This is a genomic window from Pantoea sp. DY-5 (genome assembly GCF_019795955.1).
Lineage (GTDB): Bacteria > Pseudomonadota > Gammaproteobacteria > Enterobacterales > Enterobacteriaceae > Pantoea > Pantoea leporis.
The window spans coordinates 37436-59812 of record NZ_JAIMIE010000011.1 but is presented as its reverse complement, the minus strand read 5'-3'; the positions used below and the strand labels follow the sequence as shown (position 1 = coordinate 59812).

The following is a 22377-nucleotide window of genomic DNA, read 5'->3' as shown; positions in this document are numbered from 1 at the left end:
CGTATAGTCTGGGTCAGAATGGCTATAAAGTGCTGGATACAGACACCGGCCTGATGATGCAGTGGGGATATACTTCAGCACATGGCGATAACTCCTCAGCCTGTTTCACCACACCATTCAATACAACTGTTTTAAACGTCAGTGTTATCAGCATGGGACGTCAGGTTCACGGTGATAATGGCCATGACTATATCGGCTCCGTGAATAACTCGTGCTTTACCTTTACCAGTGAACCCGGCGCCAGCGGCACCTCCTGGTTTGCCGTCGGATATTGATGTTTTCCTCCTGCCATGAAGGTTAGTCGTCAGGATGGTGGTGCATTATCAATAATCCAGTATGACTTTTATACAACTGCAGTACCCGTTCGGGGCCTGGCCGGGCTGAATAACCGGGCAGTTATCATCGGTTCTCGGCGTATAACCTACGTAGTCATCAGAGCGACCTTTATCAAATGAAGTCCTGCGGCAGTAATACCCAGTGTGGCCCTGAGCGGATTTCGCCCACACACCGGATTGGCAGGGAGGTTAATTTATTGATTTTACTCATTCACAAACGGCGTAACTTACTGAGCGAATTGTCTGGTTTTTTGTCGAGTCGCAGTAGGTAAACCATGTTGTATCGCTTGTTGGCTGAGACTGAACCATCCATACAGATCCCTGCCCGCTGGGACTAATGCAGTTGCCGCCTCCCCCAACTATTTTCTTTGGGGCGGGGCAGGTTGCGGTTACACCGGAATATCGGTCCATATCTGCTGATGCGGTGATTATTTGTTTGGAAGAATTTGATGCAGCCCACACACCGGATTGGCAGTGATGTCATTAGGTTGTGTAATATCGGCTCCCTGTTTTTTGGGGGGGCTATGGCAATCAGGCAACGTATCAGAAAAATGGCCTTATCGAAGGCGCTCGATAAATACTGCCGCACGATATCCGTACAAAAACGCGGCTATCTGCAGGAGTTTTATCGCATCAACGTGCTGAAGCGATCGTCGCTTGCAGAAAAGTACATGGATGAAATCACCTCAGTGGATATCGCCTCTTATCGCGACGCCCGTCTGGGAACAGTCAGCGAGCGTACGGGAAGAACGGTGAGTGCTAACACGGTGAGACTCGAGCTGGCGCTGCTATCGGCGCTCTACAATCTGGCCCGCATCGAGTGGGGAACCTGCACGCATAATCCGGTCGAACACGTCCGTAAACCGCAGGCATCCTCTGGCAGAACACGTCGACTGACGTCTGTTGAGGAGAGGAGGATCAGGCGCTCACTGCTCGCCCGTAACGCTGAGCTGGCGGTGATATTTACGCTGGCCATCGAAACCGCCATGCGTCAGGGAGAGATTCTTTCGCTGCGGTGGGAGCATGTGGACCTGAACCTGGGAATTGCTCATCTGCCAATGACCAAAAACGGTACGGCACGCGATGTGCCGTTGTCCTTTAAAGCGCGGCAGGCGCTGCGTGAGTCTGGCGCTGCGCTCTCCGGTCCGGTGTTCAGCTATACCTCCAACGGTTTCAAAAGTGCCTGGCGCGTGACGCTTGCCGGGCTCGGCATAGAGGATCTGCATTTTCACGATCTGCGGCATGAGGCGGTCAGCCGGCTGTTTGAGCTGGGCACCCTGAACGTGATGGAGGTGGCCGCCATATCCGGGCACAAAAGCCTGAACATGCTAAAACGCTACACGCACCTGCGCGCCACGCAGCTGGTCAGCAAGCTCGACGTCCGGCGCCGGCAGGCGCAGAAGTTTGCCGCACTCTTCGTACCGTATCCCGCTGAGTTTTGCGAAGAAAATGGAGCCGTCACGGTGCATTTCGCCGACCTGGACCACCTGACGCTGCCAGCAGCATCGCGAGAGGAGGCGCTTTTCAGGGCGTCGACCGATTTGCTGCGAATACAGGCACGGGCAGCCTGCGCCGGTAAACGGCTTCCGCCACCGGGAGCGGTACAGGCCAACGATACCCGATGGATACTCATTCAGCCGCTCTGAACGCCTGAAACTTTTCATGGATTCTGACCTGCGCGGGGATTAATTCCCCCTGCGGGCATCCTCCTGCCCGCTCTGCGGGCAGGCTCTGTCATCACTCTCTGGATATATTATGCGATCGTCCGTTTTCTTCGCCGCCGTCCTGCTGGCCGCGGTAAGCATTCTGCTGTCCTGCGTTAACGACGTCAGCCGTGAGAGCGTGGCGAGCGTGACGCAGGCGCAGCTTTCAGGCCAGTTTCTGAATTACGTCGCTGCATTTAACGACCTCTGGACCGGCAGTACGCCGGCGGAGGGAGACGCTGCAGCGCGGATCACTCTGCCTTCCTGGCTGCCGCGCAACACCGGCATTCAGCTGCGCATCAGCGGTGGCACTGGTTACGTTTTCACTCCGTCCTCTCCGGGTCTGTACGCACAGCTGATGGGCGACACGGAAAACAGTTCGCACTTTGGTCTGTCCGATGCGGCAGGCATTAATACGCCGTCAGGGCGGATTGCCCGGCCCGACTTTATACCGGCCGGTTATGTGGTTTACGTGAGGTAGCATGATGCTGATTATCCCCGCCGTACTGATCTTTTCCGCGATGCTGGCCTTTAATCTTCCGGCGCTGTATGCGGGCGCCAGACTCGCCGCAGAGGCCTCAGCCACTGAAACACAGACTTACCCTGATGTGGCGCCCATCCGGCCGCTGCTGGCGGCGGTGATGCTCTGTGGCGGCGTGTTCCCTGCGTGGGTTGTAACGCACAATCCCGCGTTCGTACTGTTCGTACTCCTGCTCGGCAGCGCCGCTTACATCGACTGTGTCACGCAGTGGGTGCCAGACCTGCTCATCTTTCTGCTTTCCTGGCTTGCGCTTACTACGCTCCTGCCGGGAGAGCCCGACGCCATTCCAGCCCTGACCGGGGCGGCGGTGATGCTTCTGCCGGCTTTGCTGCTGAACCTTATCACCTGGCTGCGATCGCAGCCGCCTGCGCTGGCCTCGGGCGACCTGTACGTGCTGCCGGCCATTGGGGCCTGGCTGACGCCAACCTGGTCCGGGGCATGTCTGGCCCTGAGTCTGGTGCTGACCGCAATTGCGGGACGATTCGTGCGCGGCGTGCCGTTCATCACCGTGCTTTATCCGGTCTTTGTGGCGGTCTCGCTATGTGGCGCCCTGTAATTATCTGCCTGCTGCTGGTCGCGGCAGGCGCGTCTTACGCGGCAAAAGCGCCGCCGGAAGCCGCCCGCTGTTTTCGTGAAGCCGGCGTGCGCTTCAGCGTCGACTGGCGTCTGCTGCAGGCCATCGCCGAAGTTGAAACCGGGCTGAATCCCGGCGCAATCGGGCTGAACAAAAAAAACGGGCGGGTGCTGAGCGAAGACCTCGGCATGATGCAGATTAACTCCTCCTGGCTCCCGGTGCTGCGCCCCATGGGCATTACGCGCGAGGTCCTGCTCGGTAACGCCTGCCAGAATATTCACGTGGGCGCCTGGATACTGGCGAAAAATATCGCGCAGAACGGCGTGAACTGGACGTCGGTCGGGGCCTATAACGCCGGTTTCAGAAATGCGAACGAACCGTTCCGCATGCGCTATGCCCGCAAGGTGTACGCACGCTACATCGAACTGACGGGTAACTGAGCCCGCAGAGCAGCTCCCCCGATTATTGACAGGCCCGGTTCTCCGGTGCCGGAGATTCCCCCATGCTGACCATACACTTCTGGCGCACGCTGCTGTTGCTGGCGGCCGCGCTGTTTTTTTCCGTCTCTGCGCAGGCTTATTGCTTTCGTGAGGCCGGTGCACGCTATCACGTCTCGCCGCAGCTGCTGCGGGCCATCGCCCAGGTCGAAAGCGGCATGAACCCCCACGCAGTCGGCTTCAACCGTGACAGACAGGGCCGGGTGACCAGCCGCGATTTTGGCCTTATGCAGATTAACTCCACGCATCTGGCAAAGCTCAAAGCCATGGGCGTTATTAGTGATGAACGCGACCTCCTGACGCAGCCCTGCCTGAACGTACAGACCGGCGCGTGGATCCTCGCGCAGCACCTGCAGGTGTGTGGCCTGACCTGGCAGTGTCTCGGCAGCTACAACGCCGGCTTTGCCGACGGCAATCAGGCCCGCCGCATGCTGTATGCCCGAAAAGTTTATTCCATCTGGCTGGCCAGCCGCTGAACGGCGCCGCCTGCTAATTCCTACTGAAGACCGGCAACTCCCGGAGACACCATGAAAAAACGCATTCTTACCGCGCTGCCGGCGCTGCTGCTGTGCGGCTGTCAGCTGCATCCTCAATCCCATGCAGACGCCGCTGCGCCAGCACACGCTGTCACCTCAAAGTCAAAAGCATCACAGCAGCTTACGCAGCTGTGGATGGAGGGCGATCTGCGGGAAGACTCGCCGCTGCCGGTGACCATCATCCGCGCCGACAGCGATCGCGTCACTTTCAGCTGGAACGGCGACGCCGTGGAGCTGCTGAGCGCGCTGGCCCGCGCCCGCGGCCTGAAGTTCAGCTACACAGGCGTGCGCCTGCCGCTGCCCGTGGACATTGAGGTGCAGGACGTCACCTATGCAAACGTCCTGCGCATGACTGAGATGCAGACCGCCTGGCGCGCCACGTTCGTGACGTACCCCGGGCAGATGGTGCTGCAGTTTATGCCCTCGCTGCCGGCTGAGCCGGGACGTAACCATAAGGGAGGCCGCCGATGAAAGCCCGACTCTGCGTCCTGCTGCTGCCCGCGCTGCTGGCGGGCTGCGCGGGATTTCACTTTACGAAAGCGGCACCTGCGCCCGGGCCTGACGGCGCGCCGCCGCCGGGGCCGGAAGCCTACCTGTCACCGCAAAAGCGTGACACCGCTGACGTTTCCGACAACCGCCGGCAGATGCTGACCGAGGGCGGGCGCACCACCGGCTTTCGCGGCGGCAAGGCGCAGCGGGCGTGGGAACTGCGCCGCGACCTGGAGGCGCGGGCTAAGCAGCTCGATGCCACCTATGACTTCCGCCCGCTCATCAGCAGCCGCGGCTGGTTGCCGCCGGTTATCACCGAGGCGGTGGACGTGGCGCACGTCACGCCCGACCAGATACGCACCGCGAGCCACGTGTACGAAATCATCCAGCCTGAGCGCTTCGTCAGCAACCCGCCGACGTGGCGCGGCTGGCTGATGGCCGGGCTCAGCACCGTACCGCCGGACGAGCCGGCAGGCGGGCTTATCCCGGAAAACGGCGTGCAGCGCGACATCTGGCAGGCGGCGGTCAACGAAGGCTGGGCGGAAGGGCGCCAGAGCGCCGACGAGACGCTGGAGGCCAACGTCAACCGCCTGACGCGCGACTACAACGGCATGCTGCAGTATGTGCTGCTGCGCCGTCAGAACCTCATCACCGCGCCGGTGGTGACCGAGCGCCAGCAGACGGTCACTGGCGACAGCAACAAACTCACCACCGGCGACCGCGAGCGACGCCTCGAATCCCGCGCCGGCTTTGTCACCGACAAGGCGAAGTGGAAGCCGGTCATCAATACGGAGAAGCGCTGATGGCAGCCTCAGATCTCGAACGCTATGACTTCAGCGGCGGCCTCAGCGCCGATACGCTGCGCGGCTTTATGGTGTGGTGCGCGCGCAACAACGTGAGCGACATTCACCTGCAGGGCGACAACCACTTTGTGGTCGGCCGTTACGGCCGCCTGCTCAGGGCAAGCCCGTTTGCGGTGGCGGACGACACCATGGCCAAGCTGATGGACGAGGTGTTTACACCGGAGCTGCGCCCGCTGGTGCGGGGCGGGGAGCCCGCTGACCGCGCGATGCAGCTCGACGGCGATATGTCCGGCCGCTGGGGGCTGAACCGCGGCGAGCGCATCCGCTTTCGCGTCAATCTGCTGCAGGGCACGGCGGGACGTCAGGACAGCACGATCGGCTGGACGTTGCGGGTCATTCCCTCCGATATTCCCCCGCTGGAGAGCCTCGGGCTGGAGCCGGAACTGATGGCCGTCATCCTGCCAGCGGAGGGACTAGGGTTGTGGGGCGGCATCACAGGCTCGGGTAAGAGCACGTCGCTCGCCTCAACCTATCGCTACTGTCTGGACACGGACCCCGACCGCAAGGTCACGACCAAGGAGGACCCGATTGAGTTCATCCTGGGCCGCCCGGGTGACGTGCTGCCGCCGCTGCAGTCTCAGGTAGGCAAAGACATTCCAGACTTTGCCACTGGCATCCGCGCTGACCTGCGACGGGCGCCGTCGGTAATGGGCGTGGGGGAGATGCGCGATCTCGAGACCATCAGCGCGGGCATCCTTGCCGGCCAGCTCGGCCATCTGCTGCTCTCCACCACGCACATCAACTCCCCGGGAGAAGTATTTCCGCGCCTCATCAATGAGTTTCCGCACGAAAGCCGCGATGCCATGGCATGGTCGCTGCTGGGCGTGCTGCAGTACGTCGTCGTGCAGAAGTTGCTGCGCAGCACCGACGGTAAGCGCATCGCAGTGCGTGAATTTATCATTTTCGACTACTACCTGCGCGAGAAGCTCGCCGGCATGCCGTGGTCGCAGTGGGGCCAGCACATCAACACCCTTATCCGGCAGGAAAAGCGCCGGATTGCCGACCAGGGCTGGCAGCTTTACCGCGCCGGCCGCATCGCCGAATCCGAGCTGGCCGTGGTGATGTCGCCGCGCCAGCGACGTGAGTTTGAGGAGGGGATCGCGTGAGTGAATTTAAAAAAGAGGATTATCCGCCGGGGTTCTGGCGGTGGGCAGGCCCTCCGCTGAACTTTCTCGGTATCCCCGCCTGGCTGTTTCTGCTTTATCTCTTCTGGTTCCGCTTCCCCTCCATGAACACCCTCTACGTCGTGTCCGGCATCATCGCCGTGTTCCGCCTGCTGAAGGCCTTCGGCTGGGGCGTCACCGAGCTGCTGACGCGCGTGGTCCGCCTCGCGCGCGGCAAAAGCCTGAGCGGCCGGCCGTGGTGGTACCGACGCTTTACCGACGGTGAGTAGCCGTCTCTGACCCTGTAACAGGAGGCATCATGAGTACAGCTGACTACCCGGTATGGCTTGCCGTCTTACCGGACCAGCGCGACGCCGCACGCGCCGACGCCGGGAAGCACCCGGACGGTCGCAGCGCGATCGCATGGGACAAAGAGGCACAGCTCTGGTACGCCCGCCCGGGCGCGGACCTGAGCCGGCTGCAGAAGTGGCTGCCGGACCGCAGCATCCGCAGCAGCGGCGGCGGTAACCCGCAGGAAGAGTTTCTGGATGCGCTGACCAGCGGCGGTCTGGTGATTGACGGTCTGCCGGTCATGGACGGCAGGCGACATCGCGTGCCGGTGGCCGACGGGAAAAAAGGCAATAAAGACGGCGTCTATCGGGGATTTCTCGACGGCATCAAGCCCGGCGGCTGGTTCATCAACTATCACCGTGCCGAGAACGACAAGGACATCACGCGCTGGAAGGCAAGCAGCAGCGGGACGGGAGAAGCCGACCCGCTGGCCCGCGTGCACATCCGCGCGGTGATGCGCCAGTCGCAGGATGACTTTGCCCGCGAGCAGGCCGCGCTGTACGCGCAGCAGACCGCAAAGGCAAAGGCGCTCTATGACCGGCTGCCGGCGGCCGACCCGGCGCACGGCTATCTGGTACGAAAGGGCATCACGGTTGCAGACGACGTCAGGCAGACGCGCAACGGCGCGCTGGTCGTGCCGTTCCGTGACGCAGACGGCGCGTTCCGCACGCTGCAGTACATTCCGCCCGACGGTGAAAAGTATCTGTATAAGGACGCGCCCAAGGCCGGGCACTTCCGCGTGGAGGGGGGCGAGCTGCGAAACGGTGAGCCCGTGCTGTACGCGGAGGGCTACGCCACCGCGCGCAGCCTGCACATGGTCACCGGTCATCCGGTCGTGATGACTATTGATGCGGGCAACATGGAAACGGTGGCCAGCGTGCTGAAAGCCCGCTACCCCGACAGCCCGCATCTGTTTATGGCCGATGTCGACCACACCAAAGACGTCAATAAAGGCGTGCTGTCGGCGAACCGCGCCGCAGCGGCCACCGGTGGCGCGGTGCTGCTGCCGGACCTGACGGCCGCCGAAATCGAGCGCGGCTTTACCGATTTTAATGACCTGCACCTGTTCCGCGGCGCCGAGCGCCTGCGCGAAACGCTGCTTCCCGACATTGCTCAGGCTCTTGAGCAGCTCAACTTTAAGGATGCCCCCATGGCCACATCTGACGACGCACAGCCAGCGCCGGACACTCTTCCCGCCGCGTCCCCGGACGCCGCAGCCGAATCCACACCTGTCCGTCGCCCCGGGGCGGCAAAAGAGAAAACGGATGAGATCCTGAAGCTGCGCGATGAAGGGCTCACGCCCGCGAAGATTGCTGAGCAGCTCGGCATCGGGCAGACCAGCGTGTATCGCATTCTGAAGGCGCAGCAGGCAGACGCGCCGGCGGCGGACAGCACTCCGTCTGCAGCCACTGTGAGCGAGCCGGTCATCCAGGCCGCGACCTCTGTGCCTGCAGAGGTGCCTGCCGTTAACGTCAGCGAACCTGATGTCCCGGCGCCGGCGGCCGGCGTGACATCGACTGCCGAAGCGCAACCTGCCACCGCGCCGGCGGCTGAAAGCGTCGCGGCAGCGCAGCCAGCACCTGAAGCACCGGTGACGCCGGCGCCGGCTTCACCGGGTACCTATGACGGATTCACCGGGCTTTACGACACCGGCGCCGAACTGCGCGACAGGCTGGCCGCGCTGGCCAGCGGTCAGGTCTCACCGGCGGCGCTGCTGCAGGACATCACCACGCTGCGTTCACGCGTGGAGAGCGCGGCGATAACCGGCGTGTACACCCGTGAGCACGTCAAGGAGATGCAGCAGGTCTTCGACCGGGTGACGCAGGGCGGAATGGCAGGGGCAAACGTCATGGAGACGGGCGGGTTCAGCCGCCTGCGCGGCCTGCTGGGGCAGCGCGATACCTGGAGTTCACTGCACCCGACCGGCGGCACACTTGATATTAATACCGTACCAGACAGGGTGGGTCAGCAGTACGCGCTGCTGGCGCGCGGGGACGTGACGCGAGCGCAGTTTGATCGTGAGGTGCGGATGCTTTACGGGGAGTTTACCCGCGCCAACCCGGGGAGCTTTACGCCCGGGCGTCAGGAGGAAACGCGCGCGGTCTTTGAACGCATGGCATCACTGGAGAGCCCTGAGCGCGCCGCGCAGTATTCGGCTGGCGCGGCGGTGCTCGCGGCTCAGTTGCCGCCGGCGTCCGCCGCTGACCCGAACGCCACGGCGCTTGATCGTATTCAGACGGCCCTGCGTGATGAGTTTGTGTCGCTGGCCCGCGGTGAAACGACGGCGCCGGCGCTGATGGAAAACGTGGCGCGACTGCAGGCGCAGCTTGATGATGCAAATGCGCTGGGCGTCTATTCCGGCGGCCACCTGAAAGAAGTGCAGGGCGCGCTTGACCGCGTCACGCAGGGTGGACTTGCGGGCATGCCCTCGCCGGACGCACCGGCTCCCCGCGGAGACTACCTCTCCCGCAATCCCGGATCCGCCTCGCTCGACGTTGCCAGCGTCCCTTCACGCATTGAGGCGCAGATTGGGCTGCTCGTTCGCGGTGAGGTCACGCGCGCTCAGTTTGAGGATAACCTGGCGGTGCTGCGCAATGAGGTCGTGCGGCTGTCAGAGACCGGCAACGTCACGCCGGCGTCACTGTCAGCCGCAGAAGGGGCCTTTGCGAACCTGGGCGCACAGCCGCTAGCGGCCGCTGCGGCCACACCGGCACCACTTTCCGTACCGGTCACATCTTCTGACGCTCCCTCTCCGGAGCCGGCGGCAGCGCCGGCGGCGGCTCCTGTTGCCACACCGTCCGTGGCCGCCGTGCCTGAACCAGCAACACCGGTGACAGACGCCAGTGTGACGGCTCCGCCGGCTAATGCGGCGCCAGCTGCAACGGCATCCCAACCGTCTGCGGTACCCGCCACGGCAGCTGAGCAGGCAACACAGGCCCCATCGGTCTCAGCTCCCGCTGCTTCTGCTGTGCCGGATGTCTCCTGGCAGACGGCAGCAGCGGACGCCCGACCCGAACCCGCTGCCCGCGCGCCGGAGCCTGCGCATGAAGCAGCAGCACCCATGGCGGAGGCTGTTCCGCAGCCAGCCGTGCCGCCGGGTAACCCGCTGACCTCCGCATTTGGCGCAGAAAATGCCATCCTGGTCGGCGCCCCGCGCGTGGCGGCGCAGGATGAAGATACGCCAGCCTCTTCCGGCTCGAAATCGGCACGCATCGATGCCGATAAGCTGCTGAGCCGCGTCACGCACGAGAAGCACCCGGACGGCAAAAGCGTGCTGTACAAGCTGGACGGCGAGGCGGCCTTCATTGACCGCGGTAATCGGCTGGTCATGGCGGAGGGCGCCAGCGCGCATCAGGAGAAAGTGCTCGCCGCGCTGCTGACCGCTGCCAATCACTATCAGGGGCGCATTGAGCTGACCGGCAGCGACGAGTTTAAGGCGTTTGCGATCGGCGTCATCGTGGCCAATAAGCTTGACGTGAGCATGAAAAACGCCAGCCAGCAGGCGGACCTGGACGCCGCGCGCCGCGCCGCGGGTCAGCCCGTGGCGCCGGCCGCCCCAGCTGATGCGGTACGCGGAGACCCGCAGGCACCGCGGGCCGCTGAGACACCGCCCGTGATGGCGGAGGCGCAGGCTGTACCTGCACAGGCGCCCGCGCAAAGCGCTGCACCCGTGACAGCGTCACAGCAGCCCGCTTCTGCACCGGCGGCAGAGCCCATCGCGCCGAAGATTTCACCGGCGGTTCATACGCCGGCGGAAAAGGCGCGTGAGCCGGTGACCGGCAAGGTCACCGCCTGCGGGCAGGCGCCGTTCCGTTTTGAAGCGGATCAGAGCGAAAGCACCTTTATTACCCTGCGTACTAAAGAAGGCTCGCAGACGTTCTGGGGCAAAGAGCTCGCCGGGCTGCTGCGCGAGACTCACCTGCAGCCCGGGCGCATGGTTACGCTGCAGTGGATGGGGGAGCAGCCGGTTACCGTCAATAAGCCCATGAAGGACGCGCAGGGGAACTTTACTGGTCAGTATGAAAAGGTGCCGACGCGGCGCAATCAATGGTCGCTGGCGCCGGTCGGCGGCACCCGCGTGCAAACCGGTGCTGAAGACATGGTGCGGCTGGCGGCTGTTGACGTGAACCGCTACCAGCAGATACAGCACGTGCTGGTGAGCCGCCTCGGACTCGATATCCACGCGCCGCCGAAGCCCGCCGACGGCCTGTACTGGCTGAAGCCGGACGGGCAGGGCAGCAGCGTCGCGGGCGACCCGCTCTCGGCGCCGCGACCGGAACATAACGAGCGTGCCGGTGCGGCGGTGATGTCGGCGTGGGGCGATGACGGCCGTCCGGACCTGTACCTGGTGCAGGGAGACGGTCACTACCTGCAGGGCGTGGTGCGGCAGGAGGGCGTCTATCAGCACGTGCTGGTCAGCCTCCCCGACAGCAAAGAGGCGCCGCCGATGGTGATTAACCTGCTCACGCCGGAGGGGGCGCAGCCCATCGGCAGCGGCAACGGCATCAACCGCTCAAACGGCCAGCCGGTACCGCGCGAGCACGTGGTGGTCCGCCTCACCGGCGACGAGCAGCAGCGCATCGCGAAGCTGGACGCGCCCGCCGACCTGCCCGCCGCGCTGCACGCGCGCCTCGGCTACGACGAGCGCTACAAGGCCGAGTCCGGCTGGGTAAAGGACCAGCCGGCAGCAGCACCACAGGCAGCACCGGCCACGCCGCCGCGGCCGGCCCAGTAATCGATTTTTCCGGAGAACTTACATGACAAACAGAACAGCGACCGCCCTTGTGGCGGTCTTTTTCTGCTGCACCGCCTTCGGCGCCGGTGCCGCCACCTGCCGCGCAGGCAGCGCGGCGCAGACCGGCAGCGAAGCGGGCTATAACGCCGCGAAAAAGGCCAGCGACGCGTGGGCAGCCCGCGAAAGCCAGACGTCCGATCAGCTGCAGAACTGCCTGTCGGGCATTCGCAATATATCTATCAGCCTGCCTAACCTGCCGAGCCTGCAGGACATCATGAATCAGGCGTCGGAGAAGGTCTGCGGGGCCCTGACGGACAAAATCAACAGCAACCTGCCCACCAGTATTGACCCGTGGCAGTCCTACGGTCTGTAAGGAGCCTTCATGCAGAATCCCCAACCCGTTGCGCCGCCTGAGGAGGCGGCTGTACCCGCCACCGACCCGGCCATTTACGAGCATGCCGTGCACGCCCAGCATGAGCGATCGCTGGGCGCGGCGTTTGCACACCGCTGCCTGACCGTAGCCGTGTGGAGCCTCATCATCAACGCGATCCAGGCGATCGCCATTATCGTGCTGATATACGTGGTGGTGAACGCGCCCGGGCACTATGTGGCCACTGAAAACGGCCGCATCACGCCGTTTTACCCGACGGACAAGCCGGTATGGAGCGAAAGCGACGTGCGCCAGTTCGGCGCCGACACCATCAGTAAGGCCTTCACGCTGGACTTTGTGCACTACCGCGACCAGATGACGGCGGCCTCGCCGGACTTCTCGGAAGAGGGCTTCACCGGCTACAACCAGGCGCTGACCACCGGGTCCAACATCCTGTCGCTGGTTAAGGACAAGCGCATGAACCTGACCAACACCGTGGAGCCGGGCGTTATCACCCGCCGCGGCGTCATCGGCGGGCGTTACACGTGGGAGTTCCAGTATCCCGTGACCATGCGCCTGCAGGGACAGAACAGCAGCAGTCCGCCGCTTCGCTATATCTTCACGCTGCGCATTCAGCAGGCCGACGTGCGACTCAAGCCGCGCGGTCTTGAGGTCACGCAGACCATCACCAACAACGCAGGATAAGACAGCTATGAGCCACTTTCGCACGCTGGCCCTGTGGCTGGCGCTGTGCGGGTGCGCGGGCGCCGCCGCGGTGCCCGCTACCGGCACGCCCGCCGCTTCCGGACAACCCGCAGTCGCACCCGCCGGTCCCTTACCGAATCAGCCCCTGCCGCCGCCGTCATCGGTCGCCTATGACCAGGCGGAGGCCACGGTGGCGCCGCTGTCGGCCGATGAAATCCGCCGCCTGCGCGCCCTGCAGACCGAGCAGGACCGGGCGATGGCCACGCCGGGCATTACGGCGGTGCCGCGCATCAGCGCGCAGACCGTGAGCCTGCAGCCGGGCGCCAGCCTGCCGCTGGTGCGCACCGCGGTTAACTGGCCGGCCTCCGTGAGCTTTATCGACAGCACCGGCGCGCCCTGGAAAATCACCGGCGCTCCCCTGAGCGGTTCGCCGGATATCACGGTGGACTGGACGCCCGGCGCTTCCTTTATGCGCATCAAGGCAAACAAAGACTTTGTGAACACGCTCATTACCGTCGGTCTTGAGGGGCTGTCGGTGCCGCTCCAGATAAGCGTGATGAGCGGCGAGGCCGACACCACGAAGAAGACCTGGACGGTAGATGCGCGCCTTGACCTGCGTATTCCCCGCCGCGGACCAGGTGCGGCGCCCGATGCGCCGGGCCCGTCGCGCATCGGACTGCACGACGACGTGCTGCAGGCCTTTCTGGACGGCGTGCCGCCAGCGGGCGCAAAGCGCCTGAAAACCACCGGCAGCGTGCCGGACACGGCGGTGTGGCAGCAGGGCGACGACCTCTACATTCGCTCGCGCGCGGACATCCGCGACGAGTTCGACACCACGCTCTCTTCGGCCGACGGCACGCATCTCTGGAAGCTGCCGCTGACGCCGCGCGTGGCCTTTTCCGTTGACGGGCGCACCGAAGCCCTCAGCATTGCCCTGGAGTAATCATGAGCGATCAACAGAACACCGGCGGGCGTAACATCCGCCTGATGATGGGCCTGATTGCCGGCGGTGTGGTGGCGGTGGTCGGGGGCGGCTACGCGCTGTGGAGCTGGGTGGCGGCCCCTCCGCCTGTGGCCTCCCGCGTGGACCTGACCCGCGTCACGGGCACGACCCAGACCCGCGCACAGGAGCAGCCGGCCTATCGCGAGCTGCTGCGGGAAAACAATGCCCGCGGCGCGCAGAACGCGGCGGCTTCAAACCAGAGCTTTATCGCCAGCATTCCGCTGCAGCAGGACGTGGCGGCGCCGGCCCAACCGCCAAAGGCGGCCCCGGTGACGGCGGCACAGACGCCACCCGGCGCGGCGCGCAGCGGACGCACGCCTGATGAGGAAAAGAGGCTGGCGGAGGCGCGGCAGAAGTCGCTCGCCGCGCTGCTGGCGAAGCTGCAGGCAGAGCCGAAAGCCGGTGAGCTGCCCGCGGCCCAGCTAATGGGCGGCAAGGACGGCGGCTGGACGGAATGGCGGGATTCGCTGCCCGGCAGCAACGTGCAGCTTGCCGCGGCCCGCAGCCGTCAGGACGCGGCGAACACGCCGCCGCCCTCTGTCGTGGTGGCACCTTACTGGCGCGGTCCGGGGAAAATCTGCACCGGCGTGGACTCTGATAATGGCGCCACGCCGGTGCTGGGATGTATTGAAACGGGCCCGTATGCGGGTGCGAAACTCAAGGCCCCTGAAGGCGCGAAGCTGTCCGGTGACGGCGTCATCATCCACTTCACCAGCATGACGCTGAACGGGCAGGCTTACAAAGTGGACGCCTACGCGCTCGACGACAAGACGCTTGTGGCCAACATTGCGACCGACGTTGACCATCACTACGTCCGCCGCATCGTGCTGCCCTCGATCTTCGGCGGCGTCGGTGAAGCGGGGCAGCTTTACTCGCAGTCCAACACGCAGCTGCTGAGCAACGGCTTTAACACCGTCACTGCCCGTCCCGGTCTGCCGGACCCGACGGTGGTCGGCGGCGTGATTGCCGGCGGCATGGCCCAGCGTGCGGGGCAGGTGCTGGCCAGTGACGCCTCCCGCCTGCCGGATCGCACCGTCACCGTGAAAAACAACGAGGTGGTGGCCATTCAGTTTATGAGCGGGGTGTACAGCACCGACGCCGTCTCCGCGCAGGGTGGGGCAGTATCTGCCACGACCACAACATCACCTGCCGCGCTGAGCAGCAACCCGACCCCGACCGCCGCCGACCTGCGCGCGGAAACACAGACGCGCATCCGCGCGGCCGAACAGAGAGGAACTCCACGTGAATGAATTCGATCCGCAGCCGGTGGTCAGCGCGCCCGATAATGCGCAGGTTCCCGCGCCGCCGGTACTGAAGAAAGAGAGCCTGCTGACGCGCAAGCTCTTTCTTGGGCAGTCACTGCCGTGGCTGGCCGGCGGGGCGATAGTCATCCTCGCCGCCGGCTGGTTCCTGCTGGTGCCGTCCTCCTCCGCGCCGGACGCCGGGCAGCTTGCCTTCGGGCAGGAGCCCGGTTTCAGCAACGTGCAGCCGGCACCCGCAGCTGCGTCGGCTGCCCCTCCGGTGGCGTCTGCTCCTGCACCGCCGCAGACCGGTGGGCTCAGCGTGCCGGTCAGCGCGCTGAACGACACCGGGACCGCCGGCAGCGTGCCGGATGACGTGGTGAAGCTTATCAGGGAAGGTCGTGAGTTTGAGGCGGCCAACCGCGAAGCCATCACCCGCCTGTCAGACACGGTGCGCGCGCAGACGAAAGCGCTGGCCACGCTGCAGCAGCAGTTCGACGGTCTGGCGAAAGAAAACGCGAGGCTGGGCAACCTGGTGACCGTGCTGGCCGTGAGGCCGGATGCTGAGTCAGGCCACGCCTCGGCAGGGCGCAAAAGCCCGCGCTCCGCACTGTCCGGGATGCGGCTGGAAAGCCTGCAGAACGGTATGGCGTGGGTCAGCTGGCAGGGCAGAACGTGGGCAGTGCAGCCCGGCGACAGCCTCGGCGGCGTGACGGTGCGGGAGGTGAATGCGGCTGACGGCAGCGTGACGACCAACGCCGGCGTGCTGCGCTAGGGAGGCGTCATGGGAGGATCGCTCGACGGCATCACCATGCTGTCAAATCTGGCCTCGGGGCTGCAGAGTGCGGGCATTAATCTTGCCCTCACGCTCGGCATCCTCTTTGGTGTGGTGGGCTCCAGCGGCTTTCTTGCCCGACAGTCCTGGCTTGCCCGCAAGGCGCCAGGACAGGCAGCGAGCGGCGGTGCGGTCATTGCCTGGGTGCTGCTGTGCTGCGGCCTGGTGGGCCTTGACCAGCTCATCGGCGCGGGCGCGCGTCAGGTGGGCTGGCAGGTGTCGTTTGACGCCATCAGCTACGTCGACCAGGGCACGTTCGGGCAGGGGGCGGTGGCGGCCAACGCCCTGCTGACCCTGCTGCGCATGATCGGCGTGTGGTTTGCGCTCTCCGGCGTACTGCTCTGGCGCCGGTCCAAAAAAGACGGTCATACCGGCCTGACGGCCGGGAACGACGTGAACACCGGCACCTCGAAATTTATCATTGGCGTGATGTTTGTCTGTAACCCCTACCTGCTTGACGCCATTCAGAAAACGCTTGGCCTGCACTGACGCAGGCCATTGATATTCCGTCCTCACGGACGATTTAACCGGCCATCCGGCCACACTCATTCTTAAGGAAAAAACCATGATGACTCGCCTTTACTGCGCGGTGTACGCGCTCGCCCTGACTGTGTCTGAAACCCTGCGTCGCCTGACGCTGCGTGCCCTGACTGCCTGGCTCGCCTTAATATCACCGATGGCCATGGCCGACGGGGATATTGCGGACATGTTTAACAGCGTGTCACAGGGGGCCACGTCGGGCACCAAAAGTGCTATCAACATTGCGGTGTTTGCCGGCGTGGTTGGAGTTATCGGCAGCCTGTTTGCCCTGAAAAGCATGAAGAACAATCCGCAGGTCAGGCCGTGGATGGTGCTGGTTGCGTTTCTGGTCAGCATCCTGCTGATTGTTGTGCCGGAGCTTATCCGCCGCGGTCAGACGCAGGTTGGCATGACGCCGGTCAGCGTGGGTTAACCCCGGTACACCGCCCCGGACAGGGGCGGTCATTTCCTTTGGCTTCACAACTCATCCGGAGTGACCTGATGAAAACCTTACTGAGCACTGTTACTGCTTTCACCTTATCTGCCGGATTGTGCATCGGCGCCCAGGCGAGCCAGCCGGTGAGCGATACTGACGTCAGTCAGAAACTCGACCAGCTGAACGCCACCGCACAGGTTATTGACGGCCGCCTGCAGCAGCTTTTCACTGCGCTGAACCAGAGCGCGCAGAACGGCACCTGCTGGCTGGACGGCAAAGCCTACAGTCAGGGGGCAGAGGCCACCACAGCGGGTCACGCGGTGACCTGCGGCGTACAGGCTAAAACGGGATGGCCGCAGTGGAGCAAGTCCGGCGTCAATGTGAATTAACCACCTTTGCCGCCTTCCGGGCGGCACTTCTGATGATGTCTGAACGTTTGCGGAGTTTCAGGATGAAAACCTTTATTCCGGCGGCGGTGGCTGCCTCTCTGTTACTCGCCACCATCAGCGAAAGTGCACCGGTATCTGCCGGCGTGCTGGACCCCTACATGGCAACGGAGATAAGTGATATCAACGATATCGTCAGGGAAACCAACAGCCGGGTGGAGAAGATTCTGACTCATATCGAGCAGCAGGATAAGGAAGCATATAAAGGTGCCTGCTGGCTGGACGGCAAAGCATTCAGTCAGGGTGCTGAAGCAAAGGTGGGCAATCATGTTGCCCGCTGTAGCGTGCAGCCGGGAACGGGCTGGCCTCAGTGGAATGGGGACAGTCTTGTTGTGGACTGAAGCGGCAGAGACCGGGTGGGTGCAGAAAGCTGAGCTCTGCCGTCACGCTGGAGGAGAAGATATGAACGTTATCGTCAGGTTTACCCTGCTACTGGCTGGGCTTCTGTGGCTGATTCTTGCCTACGTTGTGTTTTTAAGGCCGCCAGAGCTGTGCGGGTCAATACCGGGCTACCTGAGTCCGGATGAACGTTCACTCGGACAGTACGCGCTCTTTGGCGCTTTTATCTGCACGACTCCCCTGTTTTTCGCCATGGGCTATCCGCGTCGGATGAAGGTCAGGAGAGTGATGCGGCTTTTTTTCATTGCGATTCTGGCCACCGGGCTGGTTGCTCTTTGCTGCTACGGGCTCATGCAACATTTATCTCATTCACACCACTGCGTCGGGGTCACCGTCGACTGAGCGTTCTTTTACATAAGAGGCTGACAATGAAGCTCTACCACATTGATAAAGCGAAGGACTATCGCAGAATTATGCTGGACGCGCTTGAGGTCGTCCCCCGCCGTTTCAGAAACAAAATTATGCAGGATATGGCGGACATCCGGGACGATGGCGACTTTATTGCTGATACTTTTGCGGATCATCTACATCGCGACCGCTTGCAGTTCTTTTATCGCCTGAGGAGCAGCCGTTTCTTCAGGCATGTTACGCCTCATCAGAAGTCTATGCTGCGGAGCATCGTAGACAGGCTTGAAGAAGCCTACCACTATGACACAGGGCAGGCATTCCGTTTTGAGACTGCTGAGGAAAAGCAGGTAAGCAGAAAAGAATGGCAGGTACACATGAAGAAATTGGGCGAAATATACCAGTGTCAGAGTGAGTGGTCGCAGAAGCATCCACACCTGTCAGACATTTCGTACTTTCTACAGTGTACGCCCCTTGGATTTTTTGCCGTCATACTTATTGTTCTGGCCGTGACGTATTTTGTGTTCGGCGGTCGGCACCCGGCCCTCTCTTTCTGGCACTAAAGGCAACGCAGCGGCATGCACACGACTGCCCCTGACCGCTATCAGACTTACGCTGCACCACCGCTACAAACCTCTCTGACTTTTCCATGGCTTTAACTTCTCAATCTTCATCAGGCCCTGCCTGTAAGGACACGCTATGTCTGTTTATCAGCCTCCGGCAGAGGCAGGCGGTCTGTTGCCGCTTATGCCGGACGTCAGCGGCGAAGACGCAGCCCCGAGGCCCGTTCCCGTTGAACCCGGGCCGGCCTGCCGCTGCTGCGGCACGCGCGCGCAGCGCCTGTGGCAGGGGCCGGTCGCACAGCCGCTTTGTACGCTGTGCTGGCTGACCCTCAATCTCGACAGTCCCACTGCCGCGCACGGACACCTTGCCTGGCTGCCTGATGCGCCGGCGTCCGACATCATCAACCTCCAGCGCCGTGCGCTTATCGGACTGCGCAGCGACAGCAAAGCCCTGCGCAAGAAGTCACGCAGGGTATGGAACTGGCTGGCCCGCCACGCGCGCGAGGTTGAGGGCATGTGGGGCACCTCCCGCGCCAGTGAGTTTGCGGCGGCGTTCCGCCAGCTGCCACCTGCAAAGCGAGCGGGGCTGCAGCAGCGGCTGGAAGGCTGCGTGCTTATTCTGCCTCACGACGTTTTTAAAGATGCAACCCTGCTGCTGCCGCTGGGCCGCACCGCCGCAAGCGCCGTGCACACCCCGGCCTGGAATACCTATACCCGGAGCGACCTGTATGCCAAACCGCCTCATCCGCTGGACTGAAGAGATCATCACCGCCGCCACGCGCTTTGCCGTGTCGCGCGACCTGCCCGATTACTGCGATCTGGAAACCGTGGTGCGCCTCTCCGATGACGATCGCATCCGACATCCGGAGCTGAAGGGGCCCTACATCATGGTCACCCACAACGGTGACTTTCTGACGGTCTATGAGGTGGCGGGCAGCTACCGCGAGCCGGATGAAACCCTGCCGGCTTCACACGACGACTCATGGCAGGGCCGGCTGGATCGCATGACAGAGTCGCTGAACTCGCACTACCGCCATGCCGGTCACAAAATCAGCACCGTTCACGAGTGCGATCCGGACGGCGGGAAGGCCGAAATCAGACGGCTGCTGACCCCGCAGTATCAGTCGCTGAAGCGCTCCGGTCTGAAGCTGGACTACATGCTGGACGAGCAGGTGACGAAGCTGTCACCCTGGGTAAACCGCGAGCGCACCTGGCTTGTGTGCTACACCGGTCGCGGCGTCCTCGCCGGGCACGAACTGCGCGATGAGAACGCGCGGATCGGCGAACTGGTCAAGGGCAGTCCCTCGGCGGTGTTCGGACAGAACCCGCTGCTGACCGAGCTGCCCGGTCTAAAAATCCGCCATGATGCCTTTCTTTCGCAGGTGGAGCGCGCGCTCAGCGACAGCGGCAAGGGCGTGCTGATGCGCCGCATTGACGTCCATGAGGCGGGGCGGGTGCTGCGGGCGCAGGTCGACCCGGGCACCGGAGAGCACTGGCAGCCGCTGCTGCCGACCGATCGCGTCATTCCTCACGGTGTACGTCAGGGCGAGGATGTGACGCCCTTCCTGGCGCCCTGGCTGAAGTTTCAGGTCATGGGGACGAACGTCGAAGAAATCCGCAATAACCTGCTGAAAATCTGCGGCGTCTGGCACGGCACCGTAGCGATGAACCTCGGCCCGCAGAACCCGCAGAGCTTTGCGAAACTGCGCGCGCTTATCCCCCGCAGCGTGCCGTTTCGCATCAGAAAGGACCTGATGCCGGGGGGCATGCGCCGGCTCAGCGGCAAACACGGCGTGCTGAGCTTTTCCGAGTGGGTACCCGGTCTCAGGCCCATTTTTCAGTCGATTACAAAGCTGGCGGCGCGTGACATGCACGAGCCGGTGTGCGTGATGACCATCACCGCCGCCACCTGGGGAGATTCGCCGGAGACGGTAACGCGCAATCTGACGCTACTGCAGCAGGCGCTGACCTCCTGGGGGGTTTGCGGCGTCACGCAGACCTTCGGCGATCCGGTTCGTGCATGGGTCGCTACGCTGACGGCGTCCTCGGCTGCGAGCGGGCCCTGCCTGATGTATCCGCCGCTTTCCGAGGCGCTGAACCTGATGCCGCTCTCGCGGCCCACGACGGCATGGAGCGAGGACGGTAATGCCCTGTTCGTGTCGCCTGACGGTAAGCTGATGCCCGTCGCGCTCGCCCCGTCGAACCAGACCAAGAAAACCTCCATCGTTGCCGGCGAATCCGGCGGCGGTAAATCGGTGTTTATCAACCGCCAGCCCATTATTCTGGCCATGACCGCACAGCGGCAGCTGCCCTTCTTTGCGGGGATCGAGAAAGGCTTCAGCGCGACGGGGATGACCTCAATATTGCGGGCGGCGCTTCCGCCCGGGCGTAAGGATGAGGTGCTGAGCATCGTCCTGCGCAACGACGTTAAATACTGCCGCAACCTGTTCGATATTCAGCTGGGGCTGAGGACGCCGCTGAGCTACGAGTCCGAGTTTATGGAAAACGCGATGACAGCGCTGTGCATCGACCCGGACACCGGCGTGCCGCCCAACGGTCGCGACACCCCCATCATTCTGCGCCGACTGGTCAGCGATTCATTTAAGGCCTGTCGCGAAGATCCGCGGCGCTATGAGCCCGGGCTTGTGCCGCAGGTTGATGCGGCACTCGAAGAGGCCGGTATCTGGGAGGCGCATCCGGAATACCGGGACAACGCCACCTGGTACGAGGTGCGCGACCTGCTGCAGGACGCGGGGGACACGGATGCGGCGCAGCGGGCACAGTTTATGGCGGTGCCGGAGCTGGCGGACATGGCGCCGCGCCTGCTCAGTGAAGATTACAAAAGCATGTACGGCAAGATACAGCGCGACGGCAGCAATGAGGCGCTGATTGAGTATATTGCCCGCTGCCTGCGCGACGCCTGCGGACAGTACCGCATGTTTGCCGGGCGCACGCGCTTCATGATAAGCCCGAAGGCGCGCGTCATTACGGTCGATATTCAGTACGTTGCCGGCGACAAGTCAAAGGCGGGCTATCTGCAGACCGGCATGATGTACCTGTTCGCCGGTCATATCGCGGGCGGCGACTTCGTGCTGCCGCAGTATCAGGATGAGCTCTTTCCCAGACTGGATGAGCGCTGGCACAGCCTGCACCGCGCCCGCGTGCAGCAGCTTGACGAGGAGGTCAAAACCAAACAGTACGACGAGCTGCACAACGCCAAGGGCGTCCCCTTTATCTTCCCGATGCTGGAGACCGCCGACCGTGAGCAGCGTAAGTTCGGCGTGCGCACCGTGCTGGCTTCACAGTATTTCCGGGACATGCCCGAGGCGCTGCGCCAGTCGGCCAACTCCGTCTATATGGTCGGCGTGGATCCGGAGGACCGCGCGCTGCTTAAAGAGCGCTTTAAGGTGCCGGACGTCACGCTGGACAACTTTGAGCGCATGGGCAGCGGGCCGTCGGATGACGGCAGTGGCGTGCCGTTCCTCGGCATTTTCCGTATTAAAGGGGGGAGCACGATTGCCCACATCATGAAAAACACGGTGGGCCCGGAGGAGCTGTGGGGCCACAGCACCACGCCGGTGGACATGTCGCTGCGCCGCACGCTTGAAAAAGACGTCGGCGAAGAGACAACCCGCCGCATTCTCGCCCGCTTCTTCCCCAATGGCTCGGCCGAAAAAGTCATCGAGCACCAACGGCGCACCGCCGGCGAGGAGCGCGGTGACAGCGTCATCCGTCAGCTGGCCACCGAGCTTATCGATAAACAGGGCTACGACCTCTGACCCTTCAGG

24 protein-coding genes are annotated in these 22377 nt (G+C 63.4%); all 24 read left to right on the top strand.

Annotated features, from left to right (window positions below; genetic code table 11):
* The first annotated feature begins 29 nt into the window (after positions 1–29).
* The 24 genes from K5Y30_RS24180 (at position 30) to K5Y30_RS24065 (ending at position 22368) form a co-directional block, all read left to right on the top strand.
* A complete protein-coding gene (locus K5Y30_RS24180; protein ID WP_222213924.1) occupies positions 30–275 on the top strand; it encodes a hypothetical protein in 246 nt (81 codons plus the stop codon).
* A 584-nt stretch (positions 276–859) separates the two neighbouring features.
* Positions 860–1981 (top strand): site-specific integrase, encoded by a 1122-nt coding sequence (locus tag K5Y30_RS24175; protein ID WP_222213923.1) that lies wholly within the window; start codon positions 860–862, stop codon positions 1979–1981.
* Positions 1982–2090: 109 nt separating this feature from the next.
* Complete coding sequence (gene pilM, locus K5Y30_RS24170; RefSeq protein WP_222213921.1) at positions 2091–2519, top strand: type IV pilus biogenesis protein PilM; 429 nt, start codon at positions 2091–2093, stop codon at positions 2517–2519.
* A 1-nt stretch (position 2520) separates the two neighbouring features.
* A complete protein-coding gene (locus tag K5Y30_RS24165; protein ID WP_222213919.1) occupies positions 2521–3135 on the top strand; it encodes a prepilin peptidase in 615 nt (204 codons plus the stop codon).
* On the top strand, positions 3120–3593 hold the full coding sequence (locus K5Y30_RS24160; RefSeq protein ID WP_222213917.1) for a lytic transglycosylase domain-containing protein: 474 nt from the start codon (positions 3120–3122) through the stop codon (positions 3591–3593). Before K5Y30_RS24165 ends, K5Y30_RS24160 begins: the two co-directional genes overlap by 16 nt.
* Positions 3594–3655: 62 nt before the next feature.
* Positions 3656–4126 carry a lytic transglycosylase domain-containing protein gene (locus tag K5Y30_RS24155; RefSeq protein ID WP_222213915.1) on the top strand — a complete coding sequence of 157 codons (471 nt, stop codon included), beginning with the start codon at positions 3656–3658 and terminating at the stop codon, positions 4124–4126.
* A gap of 51 nt (positions 4127–4177) precedes the next feature.
* Positions 4178–4657 carry a DotD/TraH family lipoprotein gene (locus K5Y30_RS24150; RefSeq protein WP_222213913.1) on the top strand — a complete coding sequence of 160 codons (480 nt, stop codon included), beginning with the start codon at positions 4178–4180 and terminating at the stop codon, positions 4655–4657.
* Positions 4654–5478, top strand: coding sequence for a type IV secretory system conjugative DNA transfer family protein (locus K5Y30_RS24145; RefSeq protein ID WP_222213911.1), 825 nt, complete (start codon positions 4654–4656; stop codon positions 5476–5478). Before K5Y30_RS24150 ends, K5Y30_RS24145 begins: the two co-directional genes overlap by 4 nt.
* Entirely contained in the window at positions 5478–6644 is a 1167-nt protein-coding gene (gene traJ, locus K5Y30_RS24140; RefSeq protein WP_222213909.1) for a plasmid transfer ATPase TraJ, read from the top strand. Before K5Y30_RS24145 ends, traJ begins: the two co-directional genes overlap by 1 nt.
* Entirely contained in the window at positions 6641–6931 is a 291-nt protein-coding gene (gene icmT / locus K5Y30_RS24135; protein WP_222213907.1) for an IcmT/TraK family protein, read from the top strand. The genes traJ and icmT overlap by 4 nt, the downstream gene beginning before the upstream one ends.
* 29 nt (positions 6932–6960) lie before the next feature.
* On the top strand, positions 6961–11727 hold the full coding sequence (locus tag K5Y30_RS24130; RefSeq protein ID WP_222213905.1) for an LPD7 domain-containing protein: 4767 nt from the start codon (positions 6961–6963) through the stop codon (positions 11725–11727).
* A gap of 22 nt (positions 11728–11749) precedes the next feature.
* Positions 11750–12100 carry a conjugal transfer protein gene (locus K5Y30_RS24125; protein WP_222213903.1) on the top strand — a complete coding sequence of 117 codons (351 nt, stop codon included), beginning with the start codon at positions 11750–11752 and terminating at the stop codon, positions 12098–12100.
* 9 nt (positions 12101–12109) lie between these two features.
* Positions 12110–12802 carry a DotI/IcmL/TraM family protein gene (locus tag K5Y30_RS24120; protein WP_222213901.1) on the top strand — a complete coding sequence of 231 codons (693 nt, stop codon included), beginning with the start codon at positions 12110–12112 and terminating at the stop codon, positions 12800–12802.
* Between the two features lie 7 nt (positions 12803–12809).
* The gene (locus K5Y30_RS24115; RefSeq protein ID WP_222213899.1) at positions 12810–13745 is read left to right on the top strand and encodes a DotH/IcmK family type IV secretion protein; all 936 of its coding nucleotides are present in this window, start codon (positions 12810–12812) and stop codon (positions 13743–13745) included.
* Positions 13746–13747: 2 nt separating this feature from the next.
* Entirely contained in the window at positions 13748–15055 is a 1308-nt protein-coding gene (gene traO, locus K5Y30_RS24110; protein WP_222213897.1) for a conjugal transfer protein TraO, read from the top strand.
* Positions 15048–15821 (top strand): conjugal transfer protein TraP, encoded by a 774-nt coding sequence (traP, locus tag K5Y30_RS24105; RefSeq protein ID WP_222213895.1) that lies wholly within the window; start codon positions 15048–15050, stop codon positions 15819–15821. Before traO ends, traP begins: the two co-directional genes overlap by 8 nt.
* Positions 15822–15830: 9 nt before the next feature.
* Positions 15831–16370: a conjugal transfer protein TraQ gene (gene traQ / locus K5Y30_RS24100; protein ID WP_222213893.1), complete on the top strand. Its 540-nt coding sequence runs from the start codon at positions 15831–15833 to the stop codon at positions 16368–16370.
* Positions 16371–16446: 76 nt separating this feature from the next.
* Positions 16447–16833, top strand: a complete 387-nt coding sequence (locus tag K5Y30_RS24095; protein WP_058970039.1) for a DUF6750 family protein — start codon at positions 16447–16449, stop codon at positions 16831–16833.
* 68 nt (positions 16834–16901) lie between these two features.
* Positions 16902–17225 carry a hypothetical protein gene (locus K5Y30_RS24090; RefSeq protein ID WP_222213890.1) on the top strand — a complete coding sequence of 108 codons (324 nt, stop codon included), beginning with the start codon at positions 16902–16904 and terminating at the stop codon, positions 17223–17225.
* A gap of 62 nt (positions 17226–17287) precedes the next feature.
* A complete protein-coding gene (locus tag K5Y30_RS24085) occupies positions 17288–17623 on the top strand; it encodes a hypothetical protein (protein ID WP_222213888.1) in 336 nt (111 codons plus the stop codon).
* A gap of 61 nt (positions 17624–17684) precedes the next feature.
* A complete protein-coding gene (locus K5Y30_RS24080; RefSeq protein ID WP_222213886.1) occupies positions 17685–18023 on the top strand; it encodes a hypothetical protein in 339 nt (112 codons plus the stop codon).
* Positions 18024–18049: 26 nt separating this feature from the next.
* Positions 18050–18589 (top strand): hypothetical protein, encoded by a 540-nt coding sequence (locus tag K5Y30_RS24075; RefSeq protein WP_222213884.1) that lies wholly within the window; start codon positions 18050–18052, stop codon positions 18587–18589.
* 136 nt (positions 18590–18725) lie between these two features.
* On the top strand, positions 18726–19346 hold the full coding sequence (locus tag K5Y30_RS24070; RefSeq protein WP_222213882.1) for a conjugal transfer protein: 621 nt from the start codon (positions 18726–18728) through the stop codon (positions 19344–19346).
* Entirely contained in the window at positions 19318–22368 is a 3051-nt protein-coding gene (locus K5Y30_RS24065; RefSeq protein WP_222213880.1) for an ATP-binding protein, read from the top strand. Before K5Y30_RS24070 ends, K5Y30_RS24065 begins: the two co-directional genes overlap by 29 nt.
* The last annotated feature ends 9 nt before the right edge of the window (positions 22369–22377 follow it).